Origin of the sequence: Azotobacter beijerinckii, from assembly GCF_900110885.1 — a bacterium.
Classification (GTDB): Bacteria; Pseudomonadota; Gammaproteobacteria; order Pseudomonadales; family Pseudomonadaceae; genus Azotobacter; species Azotobacter beijerinckii.
Map to the genome: position 1 here is coordinate 66,990 of NZ_FOFJ01000012.1, position 23,343 is coordinate 90,332.

Here is a 23,343-nt window from a genome sequence, read left to right on the forward strand (position 1 = left end):
GAATCCATGTGAGCCAGTACTTCCAGATCCATCCGGAAAACCCCCAGCTGCGCCTGATCCGCCAGGCCGCGGAGATCGTCCGTGGCGGCGGGGTGATCGTCTATCCCACCGACGCCTCCTACGCGCTCGGTTGCCAGCTCGGCAACAAGGCCGGCCTGGAGCGCATCCGCCACCTGCGTCAGCTGGACGACAAGCACAACTTCACCCTGGTGTGCAGCGACCTTTCCCAGTTGAGCCTGTTCGCCCGGGTCGACACCGGCGCCTTCCGCCTGCTCAAGACCTGGACCCCGGGCCCCTACACCTTCATCCTCAATGCCAGCCGCGAGGTGCCGCGGATCATGCTGCACCCCAAGCGGCGCACCGTCGGCCTGCGCATTCCCGCCAACCCCATCGCCCAGGCCCTGCTGGCGGAGTTGGGCGAGCCGCTGATGAGCGCCAGCCTGATCCTGCCCGGCGAGACGCTGCCGATGAGCGATCCCGAGGAGATGCGCCGGCGCCTCGAACATCAGGTCGATCTGGTCGTCGACGGCGGTGCCGGCACCCTGGAGGCCTCCACCGTGGTCAGCCTGCTCGACGGCGAGCCCGAGGTGCTGCGCGTCGGCTGCGGCGACCCGACGCCCTTCGCCGGCGAAGCCTGAGTCTTGCGTCGCCCAGCGCAGGCCGGCGCTTCGCCGGCCGACGAGCCGCCGCCCGAGGAAAGCCCCGCCAGCCCCCCCGACGAAGCGCAGGAATCACCTTTCGCGCTGGTCTACGGGCAGGCGCTGACCGAGCTGCCGCAGGACCTGTACATTCCGCCGGACGCCCTGGAGGTGTTCCTCGAGGCATTCGAGGGGCCGCTCGACCTGCTGCTCTACCTGATCCGCCGGCAGAACATCGACATCCTCGACATTCCGGTGGCCGAGATCACCCGCCAGTACATGGGCTACGTCGAACTGATGAAGGTCGCGCGCCTGGAGCTGGCCGCCGAATACCTGGTGATGGCCGCCATGCTCGCCGAGATCAAGTCGCGCATGCTGCTGCCGCGCTCGACCGAGGCCGAGGCGGAAGAAGAGGACCCGCGTGCCGAGCTGATCCGCCGCCTGCAGGAGTACGAGCGCTTCCGGAGCGCTGCCGAGGAACTCGACGACCTGCCACGGGTCGGTCGCGAACTGTACCCGGCGCAGTTGGAGGCGCCCCAGGCGCGGGTGCGCCGGCTGCTGCCGACGGTCGCTCTGGACGAGCTGCTGCTGGCGATGGCCGAGGTACTGCGCCGCGCCGACCTGTTCGAGAGCCACCAGATCACCCGCGAGGCACTGTCCACCCGCGAGCGGATGAGCGAGGTGCTGGAGCGTCTGCGCGACGGCGGCTTCGTGCCCTTCGTGCAGCTGTTCCGGGGCGAGGAGGGACGCCTGGGGGTGGTGGTGACCTTCATGGCGGTACTCGAACTGATCAAGGAGTCCCTGGTCGAGCTGGTGCAGACCGAACCCTTCGCACCCATCCATGTGCGCCTGCGCGGGGACGAGCTTTCGGGAGAGACGGAATGAACCTTAACGATCCGGCCCAACTGGCCGTGCTGCTCGAGGCCTATCTGCTCGCCGCCGGCCGGCCGCTGTCGCTGGAGCGCCTCGGCGAGCTGTTCGACGAGGCCGAGCGGCCGCCGCCGGCCCGCCTGCGCGATGCCCTGGCGATTCTCGCGCGCTCCTGTCAGGGCCGTGCCTTCGAGCTCAAGGAAGTGGCCTCCGGCTATCGTCTGCAGGTGCGCGAGCGCTTCGCGCCCTGGGTCGGGCGCCTCTGGGAGGAGCGCCCGCAGCGCTATTCGCGGGCCCTGCTGGAAACCCTGGCGCTGATCGCCTACCGCCAGCCGATCAGCCGCGGCGAGATCGAGGAGGTCCGCGGCGTGGCGGTGAGCAGCAACATCGTCAAGACTCTACAGGAGCGCGACTGGATTCGGGTGGTCGGCTACCGCGAGGTGCCCGGCCGGCCGGCGCTGTTCGCCACCACCCGTGCCTTCCTCGACGATTTCAACCTGACGAGCCTCGACGAGCTGCCGCCCCTGGCGGTCCTGCGCAGTCTGGAGCCCGCCCCAGGTACCTTGGACGAGGAGGAACTGCCGTCAGCGGGTCCGCAGGCCCTCGTCGAGCCGGCGGAGCAGGTCAGCTTCCGCAGCCTGCTGGCGGAGCTGGATTCGATGGAGCAGGGGCTCAAGACCGACTTCGACGACCTGCCCGAGCCGGAGGAGGAGGCCCCGGGCGATGCCGGCAGGGAGCGGGCCGCGGACGAATCCTGACGGGCTGGCGGTAGGGCCGGCGGGCGCTTGTCCATTTGCTGCCGCTGGGCCTAAATGGAGATCGACCAATCCACTGGGAGTCCGCGATGCATCCCCGAGTGCTCGAAGTCATTCGCCCGGCCGGGCGGGATCTGTTCGACCGCGCCGACGCGGGGTCCTTCCATGCCGCCGGTGGTGCGCGCTTGCCGATTCGCAAGCGGGTCGGGGCGACCTGCCGCTCGGCGGAGGAGGGCGTCGGCATGTTCTCCGAGCGTCTCGGGGCACTCGAATGAAGCTGGCCCTGATCGGCGATATCGGCGGTACCCACGTGCGCTTCGCCCTCTGGCGGGAGGGCCGGCCGGACGCGCTACGGGTACTCGCCACGGGCGATTATCCCGGCCCGGAGGAGGCGATCCGTAGCTACCTCGCCGGGCTTGGCCTGCCGCTGGCGGCGCTGGACACGGCCTGTCTGGCCTGCGCCGGACCGGTGCAGGGCGACCTGTTCCGCCTCACCAACAACCACTGGCAGTTCGGCCGCCTGGCGCTTACCCATGCACTGGGCCTGCGCCAGTTGCTGGTGATCAACGATTTCGCCGCGATGGCCCTCGGCATGACCCGCCTGGCCGATCACGAGCGGCTGACCGTCCGGCCCGGCCGGGCCGAGGCGGGCAGTCCCCGGTTGGTGCTGGGGCCGGGTACCGGGCTCGGCGTCAGCGCCCTGCTGCCGGACGGCGCGGGGCACTGGCGGGTTCTGCCGGGCGAGGGCGGGCATGTCGACCTGCCGCTCGTCACCGCCCGCGAGGTGGCCCTGTGGCAGCTGCTGCAGCGCGAACTCGGCCATGTGAGCGCGGAAAGCGTGCTCAGCGGCAGCGGCCTGCTGCGGCTGTACCGCGCCAGCTGCCTCCTCGACGGACAGACGCCGCGGCTCGACTCGGCCGCCGCGGTGAGCGCCGCGGCGCTGTCCGGAGATGCCGGCGCGGCGGCGGTGCTCGAGCAGTTCTGCGGCTGGCTGGGACGGGTCGCCGGCAACCACGCGCTGACTTTGGGGGCGCGCGGCGGAGTCTATCTGGCCGGCGGCATCCTGCCGCATTTCGCCGCCTTCCTGCAGGGCAGCGGCTTCGCCCGCTGCTTCGTCGACAAGGGGGTGATGAGCGACTATCTGGCGGACATCCCGGTGTGGCTGGCGACGGCCGAGCAGCCCGGTCTGCTGGGCGCCGGGCTGGCGCTGCAAGCGTGGCTGGAGCGCTCGTCCGGCTGAGGCGCCGCGCCCCGGCCGCTCACTCCTCGGTCACTTCGTCGTCGCTCGGATAGCGGGTCTGCGCCAGGCTTTCCTTGATCTTGCGCAGGTGCGGCTGGAAGTCCGCGCCGCGGCGCAGGGTCACGCCGGCGGCCAGCACGTCGAGCACGGTGAGCTGGATGATCCGCGAGGACATCGGCATGTAGATGTCGGTGTTTTCCTGCAGCGGGATGTCCAGGCTGTGGGTGCAGGCCTTGGCCAGCGGCGAGCCGGCGGCGGTCAGGCCGAGCACCGAGGCGCCGTTGCCGCGGGCGAGGCGCGCCACTTCGATCAGCTCGCGGGTGCGTCCGGTGTAGGAGACGATCACGAACAGCTCGCCGGTGTGCGCCACCGAGGCGAGCATGCGTTGCATCAGCACGTCGCTCTGGGCGGTCACGGCGAGGTTGAAGCGGAAGAACTTGTACTGCGCGTCCAGGGCCACCGAGGCGGAGGCGCCGAGGCCGAAGAAGTGGATCTGCCGGGCCTGGATCAGCAGGTCGACGGCCCGGTCGATGCTCTGCGGATCGAGTTCCTGGCAGGTGTTGTCCAGGGCGGCGATGGTGCTGCCGAAGATCTTGCGCGTGTAGGCGGCGGGACCGTCGTTCGCCGCGACCGCCTGGCTGACGTAGGCGGCGCCACTGGCCAGGCTTTGCGCCAGCTGGATCTTCAGGGCCGGGTAGCCGTTGGCCTCGAGGGAGCGGCAGAAGCGGTTGACGGTCGGCTCGCTGACGCCGGCCGCCTGGGCCAGGGCGGCGATGCTCAGGCCCATGACCTGCTGCGGGTCCTGCAGAATGACCTCGGCGACCTTGCGCTCGGCCTTGTTCAGCTCGTCAAGGCGACCCTGGATCTGTTCGAGAAAGTTTCTCATGGCATTCCCTTGTCCTTTTTTGAAGGCGATACTGGGTTTTTACAGGTCCTTGTAGTTTTATTACAACACCGGCTGGAAAATTCAGGGGTGATAACCGGGCCTTCTTTTCTAAACTGGTGAAAAACACATTCGAAACATCGAGCGCTCATCCAGAGGGTCGAAGCGGGAGCTTGCATATGGCTATCTATACAGTTGAACTGCCGCCGGGCGTAGTCGCCCATGGCCTGGCCGATGCCGAGCGGCTCGCCGCCGCCATGGCGCAGCAGGTGGCGGAGGTCTTGCGCGCGGCCATCGACGCCCATGGCCGGGCGAGCCTCGTGGTTTCCGGCGGACGCAGTCCGGTCGCCTTCTTCGAACGGCTGGCGGAGCAGGCACTGGACTGGGCGCGGGTGACGGTCGCCCTGGCCGACGAGCGCTGGGTACCGCTCGGCCATCCCGACAGCAATGCCGGCCTGGTGCAGCGTCATCTGTTGTGCGGCCGGGCGGCGCCGGCGCGCTTCCTCGGTCTCTACCAGCCGGCCGAGTCCCTCGAGGCGGCGGCGCAGCTGGCCGACGCGGCGCTGGCCGAACTGCCCCAGCCGATCGACGTGCTGGTGCTGGGCATGGGCGAGGACGGCCACACCGCCTCGCTGTTTCCCGGCAGTCCGAGCCTGGCCGCGGCGCTGGAGCCCGAGTGCCCGCGCCGTTGCCTGGCGATGCTGGCGCCGAGTGTGCCCCATCAGCGGCTGACGCTGACCCTGCCGCTGCTGGCTTCGGCGCGCCTGCCGCTCCTGCAGATCCAGGGCGAGGCCAAGCTGGACACCCTGCGCGCCGCGCTGGGCGGCGAGGACGCCCGGCAGATGCCGATCCGCGCCCTCCTGCATTCCCCCCTCGAGATCTACTGGTGCCCCTGAGCGCCGAGGAGTGTCGCATGCTGATCCCCATGGACGAGAAGATTGCCCGCATCGACAGCCTCTGCGCTCAGGCGCGGATTCTGCCGGTGATCACCGTGCGCCGGGAGGCGCACATCCTGCCGCTGGCCGATGCCCTGGCCGCCGGCGGCCTGCGCACGCTGGAGATCACCCTGCGCTCGGCGCACGGGCTGACCGCCATTCGTACTCTGCGCCGGGAGCGGCCGCAGCTGTGCGTCGGCGTCGGCACCGTGCTCGATGCACAGATGCTGGCCGAAGCCGAAGCCGCCGGGGCGCAGTTCGTGGTCACCCCCGGCTGCACCGCCGAAATCCTTGAGGCCGGACTGGAAAGCCCGCTGCCGCTGTTGCCCGGGGCGAGCAGCGCCTCCGACCTGATGCTCGGCCACAGCCTCGGCTACCGGCGCTTCAAGCTGTTTCCGGCGGAGGTCTGCGGCGGCGTGGCGGCGCTGCGGGCGTTCGGCGCTCCCTTTCCCGGCATCCGCTTCTGCCCCACCGGGGGCATCCGTCCGGACAATCTCCGGGAGTACCTGGCACAGCCCAACGTGATGTGCGTGGGCGGTTCCTGGATGCTCGACGAGCCGGCCATGGAGCGCGGCGACTGGGCGACCATCGAACGCCTGGCCGCCGAGGCCCTGGCCCTGTTGAAGTGAGCCGCCGGGGCGGATGCTTCGCACCGGCGATGCGCGTATGATGCGCGCCCCATTCAAGCGGAACCGACACACCGGGAGGTGCCCAGATGAGCGAACGTGAAGAGAATTCCCTGCCTGCCGCCCAGGGCGAAAAGCTGCAGAAGGTGCTGGCGCGCATGGGCCTCGGCTCTCGGCGCGACGTCGAGACGCGGATCGCCGAGGGCCGGGTGATGGTCAACGGGGTGGTCGCCAGCCTCGGCCAGCGGGTTGGCCGCAACGATGCCATCGCCCTCGACGGGCGCCTGCTCAGGCGCGAGGAGGCCGCCGAAACGGTGCGCCGGGTGCTGATCTACAACAAGCCCGAGGGCGAGATCTGCACCCGCAGCGATCCGGAAGGCCGGCCGACCGTGTTCGACCGTCTGCCGCGCCTGAAGGAGGGCCGCTGGATCAATATCGGCCGGCTCGACATCAACACCACCGGGCTGCTGCTGTTCACCACCGACGGCGAGCTGGCCAACCGGCTGATGCATCCGTCCTATGAAATGGACCGCGAGTACGCAGTGCGCGTGCGTGGCGAGGTCACCGAGGAGATGCTCGAGGCCCTCAAGCGCGGGGTGATGCTGGAGGACGGTCCGGCACGTTTCACCGATATCAAGGAGGCCCCTGGCGGCGAAGGCCTCAACCGCTGGTTCCACTGCGTGGTGATGGAGGGTCGCAACCGCGAGGTGCGCCGCCTGTGGGAGTCCCAGGGGGTGGTGGTGAGCCGGCTGAAGCGGGTGCGTTTCGGTCCGGTGTTCATGACCGCCGACCTGTCCATGGGCCGCTGGCGCGAGATGATCCAGCCGGAGGTGGACGTCCTCGGTAGCGAGGTGGGCCTGGAGCCGGTGGTGCTGCCGGAAATGAAGCCGAAGTTCCGCGAGAAGATCGAGCGCCTGCAGCGCAAGTCGGCCAAGCCGGTCGATCGCAGCGGGCCCCGCGAGCGGGTGCTGCGCCCAGCCCATGAGGGCGCGCAGGCACAGGAGCGCCATGTACCGCGCCGGCCACGGGAGGAGAACGCCCCGCGCGACCACGCCCGTGGCACGCCGGTCGCCGAGCGTCCTGCCGAGTCCGCCCGCAAGCGTCCGGGTCGGCCGGCGGGGGAGCGCCCCTCCAGCGAGTCCGCGCGCAAGCGTCCGGGCCGGCCGGCGGGGGAGCGCCCGTCCACCGAGCCGGCGCGCCAGCGCCCGGGCAAGCCGACCGGGGAGCATCCGTCCAGCGAGTCCGCGCGCAAGCGTCCGGGCAAGCCGGCCGGCGAGCGTCCGCCCGTCGAGCTGGCCGAGCGGCCGGCCCGCAAGCCCCGGCCGGCCCCGGCCAAGCGCCGCAATCCGCCGGCCAGCGAGGGCCAGCGTCCGGGGTTCGGCCGCAAGCGTCCCTGACGGGGCGCCTCCGGCCGGCCTTTCCCGGAGGGGTCAGGGCATGTTCGACGCCTGCTGGGCGTCGAACGCCTGACCGTTCACGCCCTTGCTGTCCGGACCCATCAGGTACAGGTAGACCGGCATGATCTCTTCCGGTCCCGGCCGGCTCAGCGGGTTCTCCCCGGGGTAGGCCTGGGCACGCATGTCGGTGCGGGTGCCGCCGGGGTTGACGCTGTTGGCGCGCACCGCGCAGGTGCCCTCGACCTCGTCGGCGAGCACCTGCATCAAACCCTCGGTGGCGAACTTCGACACCGCGTAGCCGCCCCAGTAGGCACGGCCCTTGCGGCCGACGCTGCTCGAGGTGAACACCACCGAGGCATCTTCGGAGAGCTTGAGCAGTGGCAGCAGGGTGCTGGTGAGCATGAACATGGCATTCACGTTGACCTGCATGACGCGCATGAAGTGGTCGCCGGAGAGCTGTTCCAGCGGCGTGCGCGGACCGAGGATGGAGGCGTTGTGGAGCAGGCCGTCGAGGTGGCCGAATTCGCGTTCGATGGTCGCTGCCAGCTCGTCGTACTGGTGCGGCAGGGTGGTTTCCAGGTTGAGGGGAATCACCACCGGCTGCGGATGGCCGGCAGACTCGATCTCGTCGTAGACCCGGTTGAGGTGCTCTTCGGTCTTGCCCAGCAGCAGCACGGTGGCGCCGTGGGCGGCGAAGGTCTTGGCGGCGGCCGCGCCGATGCCGCGCCCGGCGCCGGTGACCAGGATGATGCGGTCCTTCAGCAGGTCGGGACGGGCGGTGTATTGGAACATGGGAGTCTCCTAGGGAGCGTTGCACGCTTCGCAGGGCGGCCGGGGCGCAGGGCGGAGCAATCCGCCACGGAGGCCGGCAGGCGTCGTCCCGCGAACGGGCGGCTCAGCACGAACAGAGCGCGCGATCGAGGACCGCGCGCAGGTCAAGCGGGTGGTCCACCACCACGTCGGCGCCCCAGTGGCCGGGGTTGTCGTCCGGATGGATGTAGCCGTAGCGCACCGCGGCGGTGCGGGTGCCGGCGGCGCGGCCGGACTCGATGTCGCGCAGGTCGTCGCCGACGAACAGGACGCTGGCCGGGTCCAGTCCGAGCCGGCTGCAGGCGAGGATCATGGGTTCCGGATCGGGCTTGCTGTTCTTCACGTGGTCCGGACAGATCAGCAGGGCCGAGCGTTCGGCCAGTCCCAGGCGTTGCATGATCGGCTCGGCGAAGCGCAGCGGCTTGTTGGTCACCACGCCCCACAGCAGCCGGGCCCGCTCGATGTCGGCGAGCAGCTCCTCCATGCCCGGGTAGGGGCGGGTGAACACCGCGCAGTGCTCCTGGTAGCGTTCGAGGAACTCCAGGCGCAGCGGCTCGAAGTCGGCGGCCGACGGCTCCAGGGCGAAGGCCGTCATGACCATCGCCCGGGCGCCACCGGAGACGACGTGGCGGATGGCACGCTCGTCGGCCGGCGGCAGGCCGCGGTCGGCGCGCATGGCCTGGATGATGGCGATGAAGTCCGGCGCCGTGTCGAGCAGGGTGCCGTCCATGTCGAAGAGAACCGCTCGTAGCGTCATGGAGAACTCATTCCTCGCGCAGGGTCTGGATCATATAGTTGACGTCGACATCCGTGCCCAGCTTGTAGTGGCGGGTCAGTGGGTTGTAGGTCAGGCCGACGATGTCCTCGACCGCCAGGCCGCTGGCGCGGCACCAGGCACCCAGTTCGGAGGGGCGGATGAATTTTTTGAAGTCGTGGGTGCCGCGCGGCAGCAGCTTGAGCAGATACTCGGCGCCGACGATCGCCAGCAGGTAGGCCTTGGGGTTGCGGTTGATGGTCGAGAAGAACACCTGGCCGCCGGGTTTGACCAGGGTGTGGCAGGCGTGGATTACCGAGGCCGGGTCGGGGACGTGCTCGAGCATTTCCAGGCAGGTGACCACGTCGAACTGGCCGGGCATCTCCGCCGCCAGCGCCTCGACGGTGCACTGCCGGTAGTCCACCTCGACGCCGGACTCTAGCTGGTGCAGGCGGGCTACGGCAAGCGGTGCCTCGCCCATGTCGATGGCGGTCACGCTCGCCCCGCGCAGGGCCATGGCCTCGCTGAGGATGCCGCCGCCGCAGCCGACGTCGAGCACCTTTTTGCCGGCCAGCCGGACGTGCTCCTCGATCCAGTTGACCCGCAGCGGATTGATCTCGTGCAGCGGCTTGAACTCGCTCTCGCGATCCCACCAGCGGTGAGCCAGGGCTTCGAATTTGGCGATTTCGGCGTGGTCGACGTTGCTCATCAGTTGTTCCGTGGTTATCGGGCGGTAACAGTGCTCGGCGTCCATGGTGCCAGCTTTGCCGGGTGCATGGGTTGCATGTCTTGTGTCGATTTGTCGCAGGGAGGACTCAGCGGAGGGCATCCGCGGTGCCGATGCGCCGGCCCCATTCGCGGGCCTTGTCTTTCACGCGCTCCTCGTCCAGGCGGGTCAGGCGGCCGTCGTCGAGCAGCTGCTTGCCGCCGACCCAGAGGTGCCGTACGCAGTCCCGGCCGCTGGCATAGATCAGCTGCGAGACCGGGTCGTAGATCGGCTGCTGGGCCAGTCCGGAGAGGTCGAAGGCGACCAGATCGGCAGCTTTGCCAGGCTCCAGGGAGCCGGTTTCGGCATCGAGGCCGAGCGCGCGGGCGCCGTTCAGGGTGGCCATGCGCAGCGCGCGGTGGGCGTCCAGGGCGGTGGCCGAGCCGGCGACCGCCTTGGCCAGCAGGGCGGCGGTGCGGGTCTCGCCGAGCAGATCGAGGTCGTTGTTGCTCGCCGCGCCGTCGGTGCCGATCGCCACGTTCACGCCGGCCTGCCAGAGGCGCTCGACCGGGCAGAAGCCGCTGGCCAGTTTGAGGTTGGACTCCGGGCAGTGGATCACGCTGCTGTTGCTCTCCACCAGCAGGGCCAGGTCGTCGTCGTCGATCTGGGTCACGTGCACCGCCTGGAAACGCGGGCCGAGCAGGCCGCGGCGGGCCAGGCGGGCCAGCGGCCGCACACCGTCGCGCTCGAGGGCCCGGGCGACCTCGTGGGAGGTCTCGTGCACATGCATCTGAATCATCGCGTCCAGTTCCTCGGCGAGCACGCGGACGCTCTCCAGCGTCTCGTCGCTCACCGAGTAGGGGGCGTGGGGGCCGAAGGCGACGCGGATCCGCGGGTGATGGCGGAGGTCGTCGAACAGCTCGACCCCCTTGCGCAGCGCCTCGTCGGCGTCGCGGGCGCCGGGGGTGGGAAAGTCCAGCACCGGGATGCACAGCTGGGCGCGGATGCCGCTCTGATGGATGGGGTCGCTGGCGATGTGCGGGTGGAAGTACATATCGGAGAAGCAGCCGATGCCGCCCTTGAGCTGCTCGGCGATGGCCAGTTCGGTGCCGTCGCGGACGAATTCCTCGTTCACCCAGCGGGCCTCGGCCGGCCAGATGTGTTTTTCCAGCCAGGTCATCAGCGGCAGGTCATCGGCCAGGCCGCGGAACAGGGTCATCGCCGCGTGGCCGTGGGCGTTCACCAAACTGGGGGCGAGGAGCATGCCGGGCAGTTCGCGGATTTCCCGGGCGGCGTGGCGCAGCGCGGTCTCGCGGGGGGCAAGCAGGGCGATGCGGCCGTCGCGGATGCCCAGTGCGTGATCGTGCAACACGACGCCGGCGGGCTCGACCGGCACCAGCCAGGTCGGCAGGAGCAGCAGATCGAGCGGAGCGGTGGCGTCAGACATGTCAGGGTCCTTGTCGGTTGCTGGAAAAGGGCGCAGTAGTATAGCCGAGCGCCGTTTTTGCCCGCTCGTTATAATCCGCCCCTTTTTCGTTTTCTGGACTGCGAGGTATTCCATGCGCGAGCGACTGCTGGCTGCGGAGAAAATCAAGGCCATCGAATGGCGGGATGGCACTTTGCATCTGCTCGACCAGCGCCTGCTGCCGCTGGAGGAAACCTGGCGCGCCTACGATTCCGCGGTCGAGGTGGCCGGGGCGATCCGCGACATGGTGGTGCGCGGCGCGCCGGCGATCGGTATCAGCGCCGCCTACGGCGTGGTGCTGGGCGCCCGCCAGCGGCTGGCGGCCGGCGGCGACTGGCGTGCGGCGCTGGAGGAGGATTTCCGGGCGCTGGCCGGGTCGCGGCCGACCGCGGTCAACCTGTTCTGGGCGCTGGATCGCATGCGCGAGCGCCTGGCGCGGCTGAAGGAGGGCGAGGGCGTGTTGGCGGCGCTGGAGGCCGAGGCGGTGGGCATCCACGAAAGCGATCGCGAGGCCAACCTGACCATGGCCCAGCTCGGCGTCGAGCTGATCCGCAAGCACAGCGGCAACCCCCAGGCGCTGCTGACCCACTGCAATGCGGGGGCGTTGGCCACCGGCGGTTTCGGCACCGCCCTCGGGGTGATCCGTGCTGCCTGGCTGGAGGGGCTGGTCGAGCGGGTCTATGCCGACGAGACCCGCCCCTGGCTGCAGGGTGCGCGCCTGACCGCCTGGGAATTGGTCGAGGAGGGCGTGCCGGTGAGCCTGAACGTGGATGGTGCGGCCGCCCACCTGATGAAGACCAAGGGCGTCAGCTGGGTGATCGTCGGCGCCGACCGGATCACCGCCGACGGTGACGTGGCCAACAAGATCGGCACTTACCAGCTGGCGGTGGTGGCCATGCACCACGGCGTGCGTTTCATGGTGGTGGCCCCCAGTTCGACCATCGACATGTCGCTGCAGAGCGGCGAGGAGATCCCCATCGAGGAGCGCGACGGGCGCGAATTGCTGGAGATCGGCGGCAAGCGCGTGGCGGCCTCGGTGGAGGCGGTCAACCCGGTGTTCGACGTCACGCCGGCCGATCTGATCGATGCCATCGTCACCGAGCGCGGCGTGGTCGAGCGACCGAACGCGGCCAAGATGGCCGAGCTGATGAGTCGCAAGCGGTTGCATTGAAGCACGGCGGGGGCGGCGCTCTGGCGCGCGCCCCTGCTTCCGCGTGCCGCGCATGGCGTGCAGCTCGTGGCAGCTCCCCTGTGTTACCATCCCACGCTTAAATGCAGGACATTGCTGACGTAAAAGGAACCCGGCTTCCATGGGCGAACTGGCCAAAGAAATCCTCCCGGTCAATATCGAAGACGAGCTGAAGCAGTCGTACCTCGACTATGCGATGAGCGTGATCGTCGGGCGCGCCCTGCCGGATGCGCGCGACGGCCTCAAGCCGGTGCACCGACGCGTGCTGTTCGCGATGAGCGAGCTGGGCAACGACTGGAACAAGCCGTACAAGAAATCCGCCCGGGTGGTCGGCGACGTCATCGGTAAGTATCACCCACACGGCGACACCGCGGTGTACGACACCATCGTGCGCATGGCCCAGCCGTTCTCCCTGCGCTACCTGCTGGTCGACGGCCAGGGCAACTTCGGTTCGGTGGACGGCGACAATGCCGCGGCCATGCGCTACACCGAAGTGCGCATGGCCAAGCTGGCCCACGAACTGCTCGCCGACCTGGACAAGGAGACCGTCGACTGGGTGCCCAACTACGACGGCACCGAGCAGATCCCGGCGGTCATGCCGACCAAGATCCCCAACCTGCTGGTCAACGGCTCCAGCGGCATCGCCGTGGGCATGGCCACCAACATCCCGCCGCACAACCTCTCCGAGGTGATCGACGGCTGCCTGGCGCTGATCGATAACCCCGAACTGACCATCGACGAGCTGATGCAGTACATCCCCGGTCCGGACTTTCCCACCGCGGGGATCATCAACGGCCGCGCCGGGATCATCGAGGCCTATCGCACCGGCCGAGGGCGTATCTACATCCGCGCCCGCGCCGAGATCGAGGACATCGACAAGGTCGGCGGTCGCCAGCAGATCGTGGTCACCGAGCTGCCCTACCAGCTGAACAAGGCGCGGCTGATCGAGAAGATCGCCGAGCTGGTGAAAGAGAAGAAGATCGAAGGCATCACCGAGCTGCGCGACGAGTCCGACAAGGACGGCATGCGCGTGGTCATCGAGCTGCGCCGCGGCGAGGTGCCGGAGGTGATCCTCAACAACCTCTACGCCCAGACCCAGCTGCAGAGCGTGTTCGGCATCAACGTGGTGGCGCTGGTCGACGGCCAGCCGCGGACCCTGAACCTCAAGGACATGCTCGAGGTATTCGTCCGCCACCGCCGCGAGGTGGTGACCCGGCGCACCGTCTACGAGCTGCGCAAGGCCCGCGAGCGTGGCCATATCCTCGAGGGGCAGGCGGTCGCCCTGTCCAACATCGACCCGGTGATCGAGCTGATCAAGCGTTCGCCGACCCCGGCCGAGGCCAAGGAGCGCCTGGTCGCCACCGGCTGGGAATCCAGCGCGGTGGAGGCGATGGTCGAGCGTGCCGGCGCCGACGCCTGCCGTCCGGAGGACCTCGATCCGCAGTACGGCCTGCGCGACGGCAAGTACTACCTGTCGCCGGAGCAGGCCCAGGCCATCCTCGAGCTGCGCCTGCACCGCCTTACCGGCCTGGAGCACGAGAAGCTGCTCGCCGAGTACCAGGAGATCCTCGCTCAGATCGGCGAGCTGATCCGCATCCTGACCAGTCCCGAGCGCCTGATGGAAGTCATCCGCGAGGAGCTGGGGAAGGTCCGGAGCGAGTTCGGCGACGTGCGCCGCACCGAGATCGTCGCCTCCCAGGTCGACCTGACCATTGCCGACCTGATCACCGAGGAAGAGCGGGTGGTGACCATTTCCCACGGCGGCTATGCGAAGAGCCAGCCGCTGGCTGCCTATCAGGCGCAGCGCCGCGGCGGTAGGGGCAAGTCGGCCACCGGGGTGAAGGACGAGGACTACATCGAGCACCTGCTGGTCGCCAACAGCCATGCCACCCTGCTGCTGTTCTCCAGCAAGGGCAAGGTCTACTGGTTGCGCACCTTCGAGATTCCCGAGGCCTCGCGTACCGCGCGCGGCCGGCCGTTGGTCAATCTGCTGCCCCTGGACGAGGGCGAGTGCATCACCGCGATGCTGCAGGTCGACCTCGAGGCGCTGCAGCAGAGCGCCGGTGCCGACGAGGAGCTGGACGAAGCCGATGATCAGGTGATCGAAGGCGAAGTGGTCGAGGACGTGGATGCCGAGGGCGCCGACGGCGCCGAGCAGGACGAGCCGAGCGGCGCCTACATTTTCATGGCCACCGCCTTCGGCACCGTGAAGAAGACCCCGCTGGTGCAGTTCAGCAAGCCGCGCAGCGCCGGGCTGATCGCTCTGAAGCTGGAAGAGGGCGACACCCTGATCGCCGCCGCGGTGACCGACGGTGCCCGCGAGGTGATGCTGTTCTCCGACGGCGGCAAGGTCATCCGCTTCAAGGAGCGTGATGTGCGCACCATGGGCCGTACCGCCCGCGGCGTGCGCGGCATGCGCCTGCCGGAAGGTCAGCACCTGATTTCCATGCTGATCCCCGAGCCGGGTGCGCAGATTCTCACCGCCTCCGAGCGCGGCTACGGCAAGCGCACGCCGCTCGACGACTATCCGCGCCGGGGCCGTGGCGGCCAGGGCGTGATCGCCATGGTCAGCAACGAGCGCAACGGCAAGCTGGTCGGCGCCATCCAGGTGCAGGACGGCGAGGAAATCATGCTGATTTCCGACCAGGGTACCCTGGTGCGCACGCGGGTCGACGAGGTGTCCTCGCTGTCGCGCAACACCCAGGGAGTGACTCTGATCAAGCTGGCCAATGGCGAGCAGCTGGTGGGCCTGGAGCGTGTTCAGGAGCCTTCCGGCGAGGACGGGCCGGAAGAGGGCGATGCGCCGCTCGACGGGCCGGCGGTGGAAGCCGAGACGCCGGCGAACGACGGCGAGGATTGAGTCGGGGCGGGAGCCCTCGAGAGCTGCGCTTTCGTACAGAGCGTGGGAACGATCAACAAACCTGTAGTGCTTGAGAGAAAACGACGTGAGCAAACGCGCCTATAACTTCTGCGCCGGCCCGGCCGCGCTTCCCGAAGCTGTCCTGCTCCGCGCCCAGGCGGAACTCCTCGACTGGCACGGCAGGGGCCTGTCGGTGATGGAGATGAGCCATCGCAGCGACGAGTACGTGGCCATCGCCGAGAAGGCCGAGCAGGACCTGCGCGATCTGCTGGCGATTCCCTCGAACTACAAGGTGCTCTTCCTGCAGGGCGGCGCCAGCCAGCAGTTTGCCGAGATTCCGCTGAACCTGCTGCCCGAGGGCGGCGTCGCCGACTACGTCGACACCGGCATCTGGTCGCGCAAGGCCATCGAGGAAGCCCGCCGCTTCGGCAACGTCAACCTCGCCGCCAGCGCCAAGGCCTACGACTACTTCGCCATCCCCGGGCAGAACGAGTGGCAGCTGTCGAAGAATGCCGCCTACCTGCACTACGCCAGCAACGAGACCATCGGCGGCCTGCAGTTCGACTGGGTGCCGGAGCTCGGCGACGTGCCGCTGGTGGTGGACATGTCCTCGGACATCCTGTCCCGTCCGATCGACGTGTCGCGGTTCGGCCTGATCTACGCCGGCGCGCAGAAGAACATCGGCCCGTCGGGGCTGGTCGTCGTCATCGTCCGCGAAGACCTGCTCGGCCGCGCCCGCAGCGCCTGCCCGACCATGCTCGACTACAAGGTCGCCGCCGACAACGGCTCGATGTACAACACCCCGGCGACCTTCTCCTGGTACCTGTCGGGCCTGGTCTTCGAGTGGCTGAAGGAGCAGGGTGGCGTCGAGGCCATGGCGCAGCGCAACCACGCCAAGAAGGAACTGCTCTACCGCGCCATCGATGCCAGCGATTTCTACGCCAACCCGATCTCCGCCAACGCCCGCTCCTGGATGAATGTGCCGTTCCGTCTGGCCGACGAGAAGCTGGACAAGCCCTTCCTCGCCGGCGCCGAGGCGCGTGGCCTGCTCAACCTCAAGGGGCACCGTTCGGTCGGCGGCATGCGCGCCTCGATCTACAACGCGCTCGGCCTGGACGCGGTCGAGGCTCTGGTGGCCTACATGGCCGAATTCGAGAAGGAGCACGGCTGATGAGCGATCAGGATCGGCTCAAGGCCCTGCGCGTGCGCATCGACAGCCTCGACGAGAAGATTCTCGAGCTGATCAGCGAGCGTGCGCGCTGCGCCGAGGAGGTGGCGCGGGTGAAGCTGGCGGCGCTCAAGCCCGGCGAGACGCCGGTGTTCTACCGGCCCGAGCGCGAGGCCTGGGTGCTCAGGCATATCATGGAGATCAACCAGGGGCCGCTGGGCAACGAGGAAGTCGCTCGGCTGTTCCGCGAGATCATGTCGTCCTGCCTGGCCCTGGAGCATCCACTCAAGGTCGCCTACCTCGGCCCGGAAGGTACTTTCACCCAGGCCGCTGCGCTCAAGCACTTCGGCCAAGCGGTGATCAGCACGCCGATGGCGGCGATCGACGAGGTGTTCCGCGAGGTGGTCGCCGGGGCGGTCAATTTCGGCGTGGTGCCGGTGGAGAACTCCACCGAGGGAGCGGTCAACCACACCCTGGACAGCTTCCTCGAACACGATCTGGTGATCTGCGGCGAGGTGGAGCTGCGCATTCACCATCACCTGCTGGTGGGCGAGAACACCAAGACCGACGGCATCACCCGCATCTACTCTCACGCCCAGTCCCTGGCCCAGTGCCGCAAGTGGCTGGACGCGCACTACCCGAGCGTCGAGCGCGTGGCGGTGTCGAGCAATGCCGACGCGGCCCGGCGGGTCCGGAGCGAATGGAACAGCGCGGCCATTGCCGGTGACATGGCTGCCCAGCTCTACGGCTTGACCAAGCTGGCCGAGAAGATCGAGGATCGCCCGGACAACTCCACGCGCTTTCTCATCATCGGCAACCAAGAAGTGCCGCCGACCGGCGACGACAAGACCTCGATCATCGTGTCGATGAGCAACAAGCCCGGTGCGCTGCACGAGCTTCTGGTGCCCTTCCACGAGAGCGGCATCGACCTGACCCGCATCGAGACCCGCCCCTCGCGCAGCGGCAAGTGGACCTACGTGTTCTTCATCGATTTCGTGGGTCACCGCCACGATCCGCTGGTCAAGAGCGTGCTGGAGCGGCTCAGCCAGGAGGCCGTGGCGCTCAAGGTGCTCGGCTCCTATCCCAAGGCAGTACTGTGACTGCTGCAGCCGCAAGCGACCAGCCGTACGCCGCCAGCACATCGCTGCCCGGCTTGCCCTGCAGCTTGCGGCTTCACGCTTGAGGCTTATTCATGACCTGTGATTTCCTCGCCCTGGCCGTGCCGGGCGTGCAGAAGCTGTCTCCCTATGTGCCGGGCAAGCTGGTGGACGAGCTGGCGCGCGAGCTGAACCTCGACCCGGCCGGCATCGTCAAGCTGGCCAGCAACGAGAACCCGCTCGGGCCGAGCCCCAGGGTACTGGAGGCGGTCCGTGGCGAGCTGGCGGAGCTGACCCGCTATCCCGACGGCAGTGGCTTCGAGCTCAAGGCCAGGCTGGCCGAGCGCTGCGGCGTGACGCCCGCGCAGATCACCCTGGGCAACGGCTCCAACGACATCCTCGACCTGGTTGCCCGTGCCTGGCTGGCGCCGGGACTGAACGCGGTGTTCAGCGAGCACGCCTTCGCCGTCTACCCGATCGCCACCCAGGCGGTGGGCGCCGAGGGGCGGACGGTGCCGGCGAAGGACTACGGCCACGACCTGGAGGCGATGCTCGCCGCCATCGACGCCGACACCCGCGTGGTGTTCCTCGCCAACCCGAACAATCCGACCGGCACCTGGTTCGGCCCGGATGCGCTGGAGCGCTTCCTCGCCCGGGTGCCGGAGCGCGTGCTGGTGGTTCTCGACGAGGCCTACATCGAATACGCCTCGGGCGACGAACTGCCCGACGGACTCGACTACCTGGCCCGCTACCCGAACCTGCTGGTTTCGCGCACCTTCTCCAAGGCCTACGGCCTGGCCGCCCTGCGTGTCGGCTATGCGCTGTCCACGCCGGAGGTGGCGGCCGTGCTGAACCGCGTGCGCCAGCCGTTCAACGTCAACAGCCTGGCCCTGGCCGCCGCCTGCGCCGCGCTGGAGGATGCCGAGTATCTGGCCGAAGGCCGGCGCATCAACGATGTGGGCATGGCCCAGCTGGAGGCGGGGCTGGGCGAGCTGGGCCTGTCGTGGATTCCCAGCAGGGGCAACTTCGTCGCCGTCGACTTCGGCCGCGATGCCGCGCCGATCAACGCGGCGCTGCTGCGCGAGGGCGTGATCGTGCGCCCGGTGGCCGGCTACGGGATGCCGACCTTTCTGCGGGTGTCCATCGGGCTGCCGGAAGAGAACGCCCGTTTCCTGGCGGCGCTGAAGAAGGTTCTCGCCTGTGTCTGAGCATGCATTCGCGCCTGTCACCGCAGTGCAACGGGAGGAGCCCAGGATTGGCCGCCTGGTCGTGGTGGGTCTGGGACTGATCGGCGGCTCCTTCGCCAAGGGCGTCCGCGAGCGCGGCTTGTGCCGCGAGGTGGTCGGGGTGGATCTCGACCCGCAAACCCGCCTGCTGGCCGTCGAGCAGGGCGTCGTCGACCGCTGCGAGGAAGACCTAGCGGCCGCCTGTCGGGGCGCGCAGGTGATCCAACTGGCCGTGCCCATTCTGGCCATGGAGAAGCTGCTCGGCGTGCTCGCCGGGTTTGAGCTGGGCAACGCGGTCGTCACCGATGTCGGCAGCGCCAAGGGTCATGTGCTGCGGGCGGCGCGGCGGGTCTTCGCTGGTCGGCCGCTGCGCTTCGTGCCGGGCCACCCGATCGCCGGCTCCGAGCGCAGTGGGGTGGAGGCGGCCGATGGCGAACTGTTCCGTCATCACAAGGTCATCCTGACACCGGTGCAGGAGAGCGATCCCGAGGCGCTGGCGCTGGTCGACGGGATGTGGCGGGAGCTTGGCGCGGCTGTCGAGCACATGGCCGTCGAGCGCCACGACGAAGTGCTCGCCGCCACCAGCCACCTGCCGCACCTGCTGGCCTTCGGCCTGGTGGACTCGCTGGCCAAGCGCAGCGAGAACCTGGAGATCTTTCGCTATGCCGCCGGCGGTTTCCGCGATTTCACGCGGATCGCCGGCAGCGATCCGGTGATGTGGCACGACATCTTCCTCGCCAACCGCGAGGCGGTGCTGCGCACCCTCGATGTCTTTCGCAGCGACCTCGACGCCCTGCGCGCCGCGGTCGATGCAGGGGACGGGCATCAACTGCTGGGCGTGTTCACCCGCGCCCGCGTTGCCCGTGAGCATTTCAGCAAGATACTGGCCCGCCGGGCCTATGTGGATGCCATGCACGATAACGACCTGATCTACCTGGCCCTGCCGGGCGGTCATGCCCGCGGACACATCCGTGTTCCCGGCGACAAATCCGTTTCCCATCGCTCGATCATGCTCGGCTCGCTGGCCGAGGGCACGACCGAGGTGGAAGGTTTTCTCGAGGGCGAAGATGCTCTCGCCACCATCCAGGCGTTTCGCGACATGGGGGTGGTCATCGAAGGGCCGCACCATGGCCGGGTGACCGTCCACGGCGTGGGTCTGCACGGCCTGAAGGCGCCGCCCGGACCGCTCTATCTGGGCAACTCGGGCACTTCCATGCGCCTGCTGTCCGGCCTGCTCGCCGCCCAGCCGTTCGACACCGTGCTGACCGGCGACGCCTCGCTCTCCAAGCGGCCGATGAATCGCGTGGCCAAGCCCCTGCGCGAAATGGGTGCGGAGATCGAGACCGGACCGGAAGGTCGTCCTCCGCTGACCATCAGGGGCGGCCGTAAGCTCACTGGCATGCATTACCAGATGCCGATGGCTAGCGCCCAGGTGAAATCCTGCTTGCTGCTCGCCGGTCTCTATGCCGGCAGCGAAACGTCGGTCAGCGAGCCGGCACCGACCCGCGACCATACCGAGCGCATGCTGCAGGGTTTCGGTTATCCGGTGAAGGTCGAGGGCAGCAAGGTCACCGTCGAGTCCGGCCACAAGCTGAAGGCGACCCAGATCGAGGTACCGGCGGACATTTCCTCGGCGACCTTCTTCCTGGTGGCGGCGAGCATCGCCGAAAACTCCGAACTGCTGCTGGAGCATGTCGGCATCAACCCGACCCGCACCGGAGCGATCGAGATCCTCAGGCTGATGGGGGCCGACATCGGCCTGGAGAACCTGCGCGAGGTGGGCGGCGAGCCGGTCGCCGACATTCGTGTGCGCTCGGCCCGCCTGAAGGGTATCGAGATTCCCCTGGACCTGGTGCCGCTGGCGATCGACGAGTTTCCCGTGCTGTTCGTCGCGGCGGCCTGCGCCGAGGGGCGCACCGTGCTGCGCGGCGCCGAGGAGCTGCGGGTCAAGGAGTCCGACCGCATCCAGGTGATGGCCGACGGCCTGCGGGCGCTCGGCGTCAAGGCCGAGCCGACCCCGGACGGCATCGCCATCGAGGGCGGCCCGATCGGAGGGGGCGAGGTCTACAGTCATGGCGACCATCGCATCGCCATGTCCTTCAGCATCGCCTCGCTGCGCGCCAGCGCGCCGATCCGTATCCACGACTGCGCCAACGTGGCCACCTCCTTCCCCAACTTCGTCGCGTTGGCCAGGCACGTCGGCATTCGGGTGGGCGAGGAGGGCGAGTCATGACGGTCCGCCCGGTCGTGATCACCATCGACGGTCCCAGCGGCTCCGGTAAGGGGACGGTGGCCGGCCTGTTGGCCAGGAAGCTCGGTTGGAACCTGCTCGACTCGGGGGCGCTCTACCGTCTGCTCGCCTTCGCCGCACGCAATCATGGCGTGGACCTGACCAACGAGGAGGCGCTCAAGGTGCTGGCTGCCCATCTGGACGTGCAGTTCGTCACCTCCACCGAGCAGCGGTCGCAGCAGATCATCCTCGAGGGTGAGGACGTCACCGACGCCATCCGCAACGAGCAGGTCGGCGCCGGGGCCTCCCAGGTCGCCTCGCTACCGGCCGTGCGCGAGTCCCTGTTGCTGCGCCAGCACGCCTTCCTCGAGCCCCCGGGTCTGGTGGCCGACGGTCGCGACATGGGGACCGTGGTCTTCCCGGATGCGCCGCTGAAGGTCTTCCTCACGGCCAGGCCTGAGGAGCGGGCACGCCGCCGCTACCAGCAGTTGAAGGACAGTGGTGTCGATGCTAATCTGTCTAGTCTACTAGGTGAGATCAGCAAGCGTGACGAGCGCGACAGTCAGCGGGCAGTAGCTCCGCTCAAGGCTGCGCCGGACGCCATTCAGCTGGACTCCACGGAGCTCTCCATCGAACAGGTGGTAGAGCACATCATGAGTGAAATCGCCGCCCGCGATCTCGCCGGATGAACAGGATATCCGCAGGAAACCAGGCCTCGTACTGCGGACCTTCTTTCTAGAAAAACGAACCCACATTGTCTGGAATGTGGAGATGGGCGGTTCACCGCCCCAATCGACAGGAATCAACATGAGCGAAAGCTTTGCAGAACTTTTTGAAGAAAGCCTGAAATCCCTCGACATGCAGCCCGGTGCTATCATCACCGGCATCGTGGTCGACATCGACGGTGACTGGGTCACCGTGCATGCCGGTCTGAAGTCCGAGGGCGTCATCCCGGTCGAGCAGTTCTACAACGAACAGGGCGAGCTGACCATCAAGGTGGGTGACGAGGTCCACGTAGCGCTGGACGCGGTGGAAGACGGCTTCGGTGAAACCAAGCTGTCCCGCGAAAAAGCCAAGCGTGCCGAGTGCTGGATCGTTCTGGAAGCGGCTTTCGCGGCAGAAGAAGTTGTCAAAGGCATCATCAACGGCAAGGTCAAGGGCGGCTTCACTGTCGACATCAACGGTATCCGCGCATTCCTGCCGGGCTCCCTGGTCGATGTCCGCCCGGTGCGCGACACCACCCACCTGGAAGGCAAAGAGCTCGAGTTCAAGGTCATCAAGCTCGACCAGAAGCGCAACAACGTTGTCGTTTCTCGTCGCAGCGTGCTGGAGGCCGAGAACAGCGCCGAGCGCGAAGCCCTGCTGGAGTCCCTGCAGGAAGGCCAGCAGGTCAAGGGTATCGTCAAGAACCTCACCGACTACGGCGCGTTCGTCGATCTGGGCGGTGTGGACGGCCTGCTGCACATCACCGACATGGCTTGGAAGCGCATCAAGCATCCATCCGAGATCGTCAACGTCGGCGACGAGATCGACGTCAAGGTGCTGAAGTTCGACCGCGAGCGCAACCGCGTCTCCCTGGGCCTGAAGCAGCTGGGCGAGGATCCGTGGGTCGCCATCAAGGCCCGTTATCCGGAAGGCACTCGTGTTCAGGCCCGTGTCACCAACCTCACTGACTACGGCTGCTTCGCCGAGTTGGAAGAGGGTGTGGAAGGCCTGGTGCACGTCTCCGAAATGGACTGGACCAACAAGAACATCCACCCGTCGAAGGTCGTTCAGGTCGGCGACGAAGTGGAAGTCATGGTTCTGGACATCGACGAAGAGCGTCGCCGTATTTCCCTGGGTATCAAGCAGTGCAAGTCCAATCCCTGGGAAGACTTCTCCAGCCACTACAACAAGGGTGATCGCATCTCCGGCACCATCAAGTCGATCACCGACTTCGGTATCTTCATTGGTCTGGAAGGCGGCATCGACGGCCTGGTTCACCTGTCCGACATTTCCTGGAACGAGCAGGGCGAAGAGGCTGTGCGTCGCTTCAAGAAGGGCGACGAGCTGGAAACAGTCATCCTCTCCGTCGATCCGGAGCGCGAGCGCATCTCCCTGGGGGTCAAGCAGCTGGCGGACGATCCGTTCTCCAACTACGCCTCCCTCAACGAGAAAGGCAGCATCGTGCGCGGTACTGTGAAGGAAGTCGATGCCAAGGGTGCGATCATCGACCTGGGCAACGATATCGAAGCTGTGCTGAAGGCCTCCGAAGTCAGCCGCGACCGCGTCGAAGACGCCCGTAATGTGCTGAAGGAAGGCGACGAAGTCGAAGCCAAGATCATCAGCATCGACCGCAAGAGCCGCGTTATCAGCCTGTCGATCAAGGCCAAGGATGTGGACGACGAGAAGGACGCCATCAAGGAACTGCGCAAGCAGGAAACCGAGGCGCCTGGTCCGACCACCATTGGCGACCTGATCCGCGCTCAGATGGGCAACCAGAACTGAGTTCGGC

General features: G+C 67.9%; 21 protein-coding genes. 16 read left to right on the forward strand and 5 right to left on the reverse strand.

What is annotated here, in order from left to right:
• Positions 1–8: 8 nt before the first annotated feature.
• The 5 genes from BMY22_RS08570 (at position 9) to BMY22_RS08590 (ending at position 3,503) form a co-directional block, all read left to right on the forward strand.
• Positions 9–638, forward strand: a complete 630-nt coding sequence (locus BMY22_RS08570) for an L-threonylcarbamoyladenylate synthase (RefSeq protein WP_090621178.1) — start codon at positions 9–11, stop codon at positions 636–638.
• Between the two features lie 3 nt (positions 639–641).
• Positions 642–1,523 (forward strand): segregation and condensation protein A, encoded by an 882-nt coding sequence (locus BMY22_RS08575; RefSeq protein WP_425265966.1) that lies wholly within the window; start codon positions 642–644, stop codon positions 1,521–1,523.
• A complete protein-coding gene (gene scpB, locus BMY22_RS08580) occupies positions 1,520–2,266 on the forward strand; it encodes an SMC-Scp complex subunit ScpB (RefSeq protein WP_090621179.1) in 747 nt (248 codons plus the stop codon). Before BMY22_RS08575 ends, scpB begins: the two co-directional genes overlap by 4 nt.
• Positions 2,267–2,352: 86 nt before the next feature.
• A complete protein-coding gene (locus BMY22_RS08585; RefSeq protein WP_090621181.1) occupies positions 2,353–2,538 on the forward strand; it encodes a hypothetical protein in 186 nt (61 codons plus the stop codon).
• Positions 2,535–3,503, forward strand: coding sequence for a glucokinase (locus BMY22_RS08590; RefSeq protein WP_090621183.1), 969 nt, complete (start codon positions 2,535–2,537; stop codon positions 3,501–3,503). The genes BMY22_RS08585 and BMY22_RS08590 overlap by 4 nt, the downstream gene beginning before the upstream one ends.
• Positions 3,504–3,522: 19 nt before the next feature.
• Here the strand turns inward: BMY22_RS08590 and BMY22_RS08595 are convergent, their stop codons facing one another.
• Positions 3,523–4,389 carry a MurR/RpiR family transcriptional regulator gene (locus tag BMY22_RS08595; protein ID WP_090621185.1) on the reverse strand — a complete coding sequence of 289 codons (867 nt, stop codon included), beginning with the start codon at positions 4,387–4,389 and terminating at the stop codon, positions 3,523–3,525.
• A 176-nt stretch (positions 4,390–4,565) separates the two neighbouring features.
• On the opposite strand from BMY22_RS08595, the gene pgl reads away from it, so the two are divergent.
• From pgl to rluB, 3 genes are all read left to right on the forward strand, one after another.
• Complete coding sequence (gene pgl, locus BMY22_RS08600; RefSeq protein WP_090621187.1) at positions 4,566–5,282, forward strand: 6-phosphogluconolactonase; 717 nt, start codon at positions 4,566–4,568, stop codon at positions 5,280–5,282.
• A gap of 29 nt (positions 5,283–5,311) precedes the next feature.
• Entirely contained in the window at positions 5,312–5,950 is a 639-nt protein-coding gene (locus tag BMY22_RS08605; RefSeq protein ID WP_090621245.1) for a bifunctional 4-hydroxy-2-oxoglutarate aldolase/2-dehydro-3-deoxy-phosphogluconate aldolase, read from the forward strand.
• A gap of 86 nt (positions 5,951–6,036) precedes the next feature.
• A complete protein-coding gene (rluB, locus tag BMY22_RS08610; protein WP_090621189.1) occupies positions 6,037–7,344 on the forward strand; it encodes a 23S rRNA pseudouridine(2605) synthase RluB in 1,308 nt (435 codons plus the stop codon).
• Positions 7,345–7,377: 33 nt separating this feature from the next.
• Here the strand turns inward: rluB and BMY22_RS08615 are convergent, their stop codons facing one another.
• The 4 genes from BMY22_RS08615 to BMY22_RS08630 all read right to left on the reverse strand — a co-directional run bounded on the left by BMY22_RS08615 (position 7,378) and on the right by BMY22_RS08630 (position 11,061).
• Entirely contained in the window at positions 7,378–8,136 is a 759-nt protein-coding gene (locus BMY22_RS08615; RefSeq protein ID WP_090621191.1) for a YciK family oxidoreductase, read from the reverse strand.
• 103 nt (positions 8,137–8,239) lie between these two features.
• Positions 8,240–8,911, reverse strand: a complete 672-nt coding sequence (gene mupP, locus BMY22_RS08620) for an N-acetylmuramic acid 6-phosphate phosphatase MupP (protein ID WP_090621193.1) — start codon at positions 8,909–8,911, stop codon at positions 8,240–8,242.
• A 7-nt stretch (positions 8,912–8,918) separates the two neighbouring features.
• On the reverse strand, positions 8,919–9,617 hold the full coding sequence (gene ubiG / locus BMY22_RS08625; protein WP_090621195.1) for a bifunctional 2-polyprenyl-6-hydroxyphenol methylase/3-demethylubiquinol 3-O-methyltransferase UbiG: 699 nt from the start codon (positions 9,615–9,617) through the stop codon (positions 8,919–8,921).
• Positions 9,618–9,723: 106 nt separating this feature from the next.
• The gene (locus tag BMY22_RS08630; RefSeq protein ID WP_090621197.1) at positions 9,724–11,061 is read right to left on the reverse strand and encodes a TRZ/ATZ family hydrolase; all 1,338 of its coding nucleotides are present in this window, start codon (positions 11,059–11,061) and stop codon (positions 9,724–9,726) included.
• Between the two features lie 112 nt (positions 11,062–11,173).
• On the opposite strand from BMY22_RS08630, the gene mtnA reads away from it, so the two are divergent.
• The 8 genes from mtnA (at position 11,174) to rpsA (ending at position 23,336) form a co-directional block, all read left to right on the forward strand.
• A complete protein-coding gene (mtnA, locus tag BMY22_RS08635) occupies positions 11,174–12,250 on the forward strand; it encodes an S-methyl-5-thioribose-1-phosphate isomerase (RefSeq protein ID WP_090621199.1) in 1,077 nt (358 codons plus the stop codon).
• A gap of 139 nt (positions 12,251–12,389) precedes the next feature.
• Positions 12,390–15,128, forward strand: a complete 2,739-nt coding sequence (gene gyrA / locus BMY22_RS08640) for a DNA gyrase subunit A (protein WP_090621200.1) — start codon at positions 12,390–12,392, stop codon at positions 15,126–15,128.
• 85 nt (positions 15,129–15,213) lie between these two features.
• A complete protein-coding gene (serC, locus tag BMY22_RS08645; RefSeq protein ID WP_090621202.1) occupies positions 15,214–16,299 on the forward strand; it encodes a 3-phosphoserine/phosphohydroxythreonine transaminase in 1,086 nt (361 codons plus the stop codon).
• Positions 16,299–17,396, forward strand: a complete 1,098-nt coding sequence (gene pheA / locus BMY22_RS08650; protein WP_090621204.1) for a prephenate dehydratase — start codon at positions 16,299–16,301, stop codon at positions 17,394–17,396. Before serC ends, pheA begins: the two co-directional genes overlap by 1 nt.
• Before the next feature lie 92 nt (positions 17,397–17,488).
• Positions 17,489–18,601, forward strand: coding sequence for a histidinol-phosphate transaminase (gene hisC / locus BMY22_RS08655; protein ID WP_090621206.1), 1,113 nt, complete (start codon positions 17,489–17,491; stop codon positions 18,599–18,601).
• Complete coding sequence (locus tag BMY22_RS08660; protein ID WP_090621208.1) at positions 18,594–20,852, forward strand: bifunctional prephenate dehydrogenase/3-phosphoshikimate 1-carboxyvinyltransferase; 2,259 nt, start codon at positions 18,594–18,596, stop codon at positions 20,850–20,852. Before hisC ends, BMY22_RS08660 begins: the two co-directional genes overlap by 8 nt.
• On the forward strand, positions 20,849–21,538 hold the full coding sequence (gene cmk / locus BMY22_RS08665) for a (d)CMP kinase (protein ID WP_090621210.1): 690 nt from the start codon (positions 20,849–20,851) through the stop codon (positions 21,536–21,538). Before BMY22_RS08660 ends, cmk begins: the two co-directional genes overlap by 4 nt.
• 118 nt (positions 21,539–21,656) lie before the next feature.
• Entirely contained in the window at positions 21,657–23,336 is a 1,680-nt protein-coding gene (gene rpsA / locus BMY22_RS08670; RefSeq protein WP_090621212.1) for a 30S ribosomal protein S1, read from the forward strand.
• The last annotated feature ends 7 nt before the right edge of the window (positions 23,337–23,343 follow it).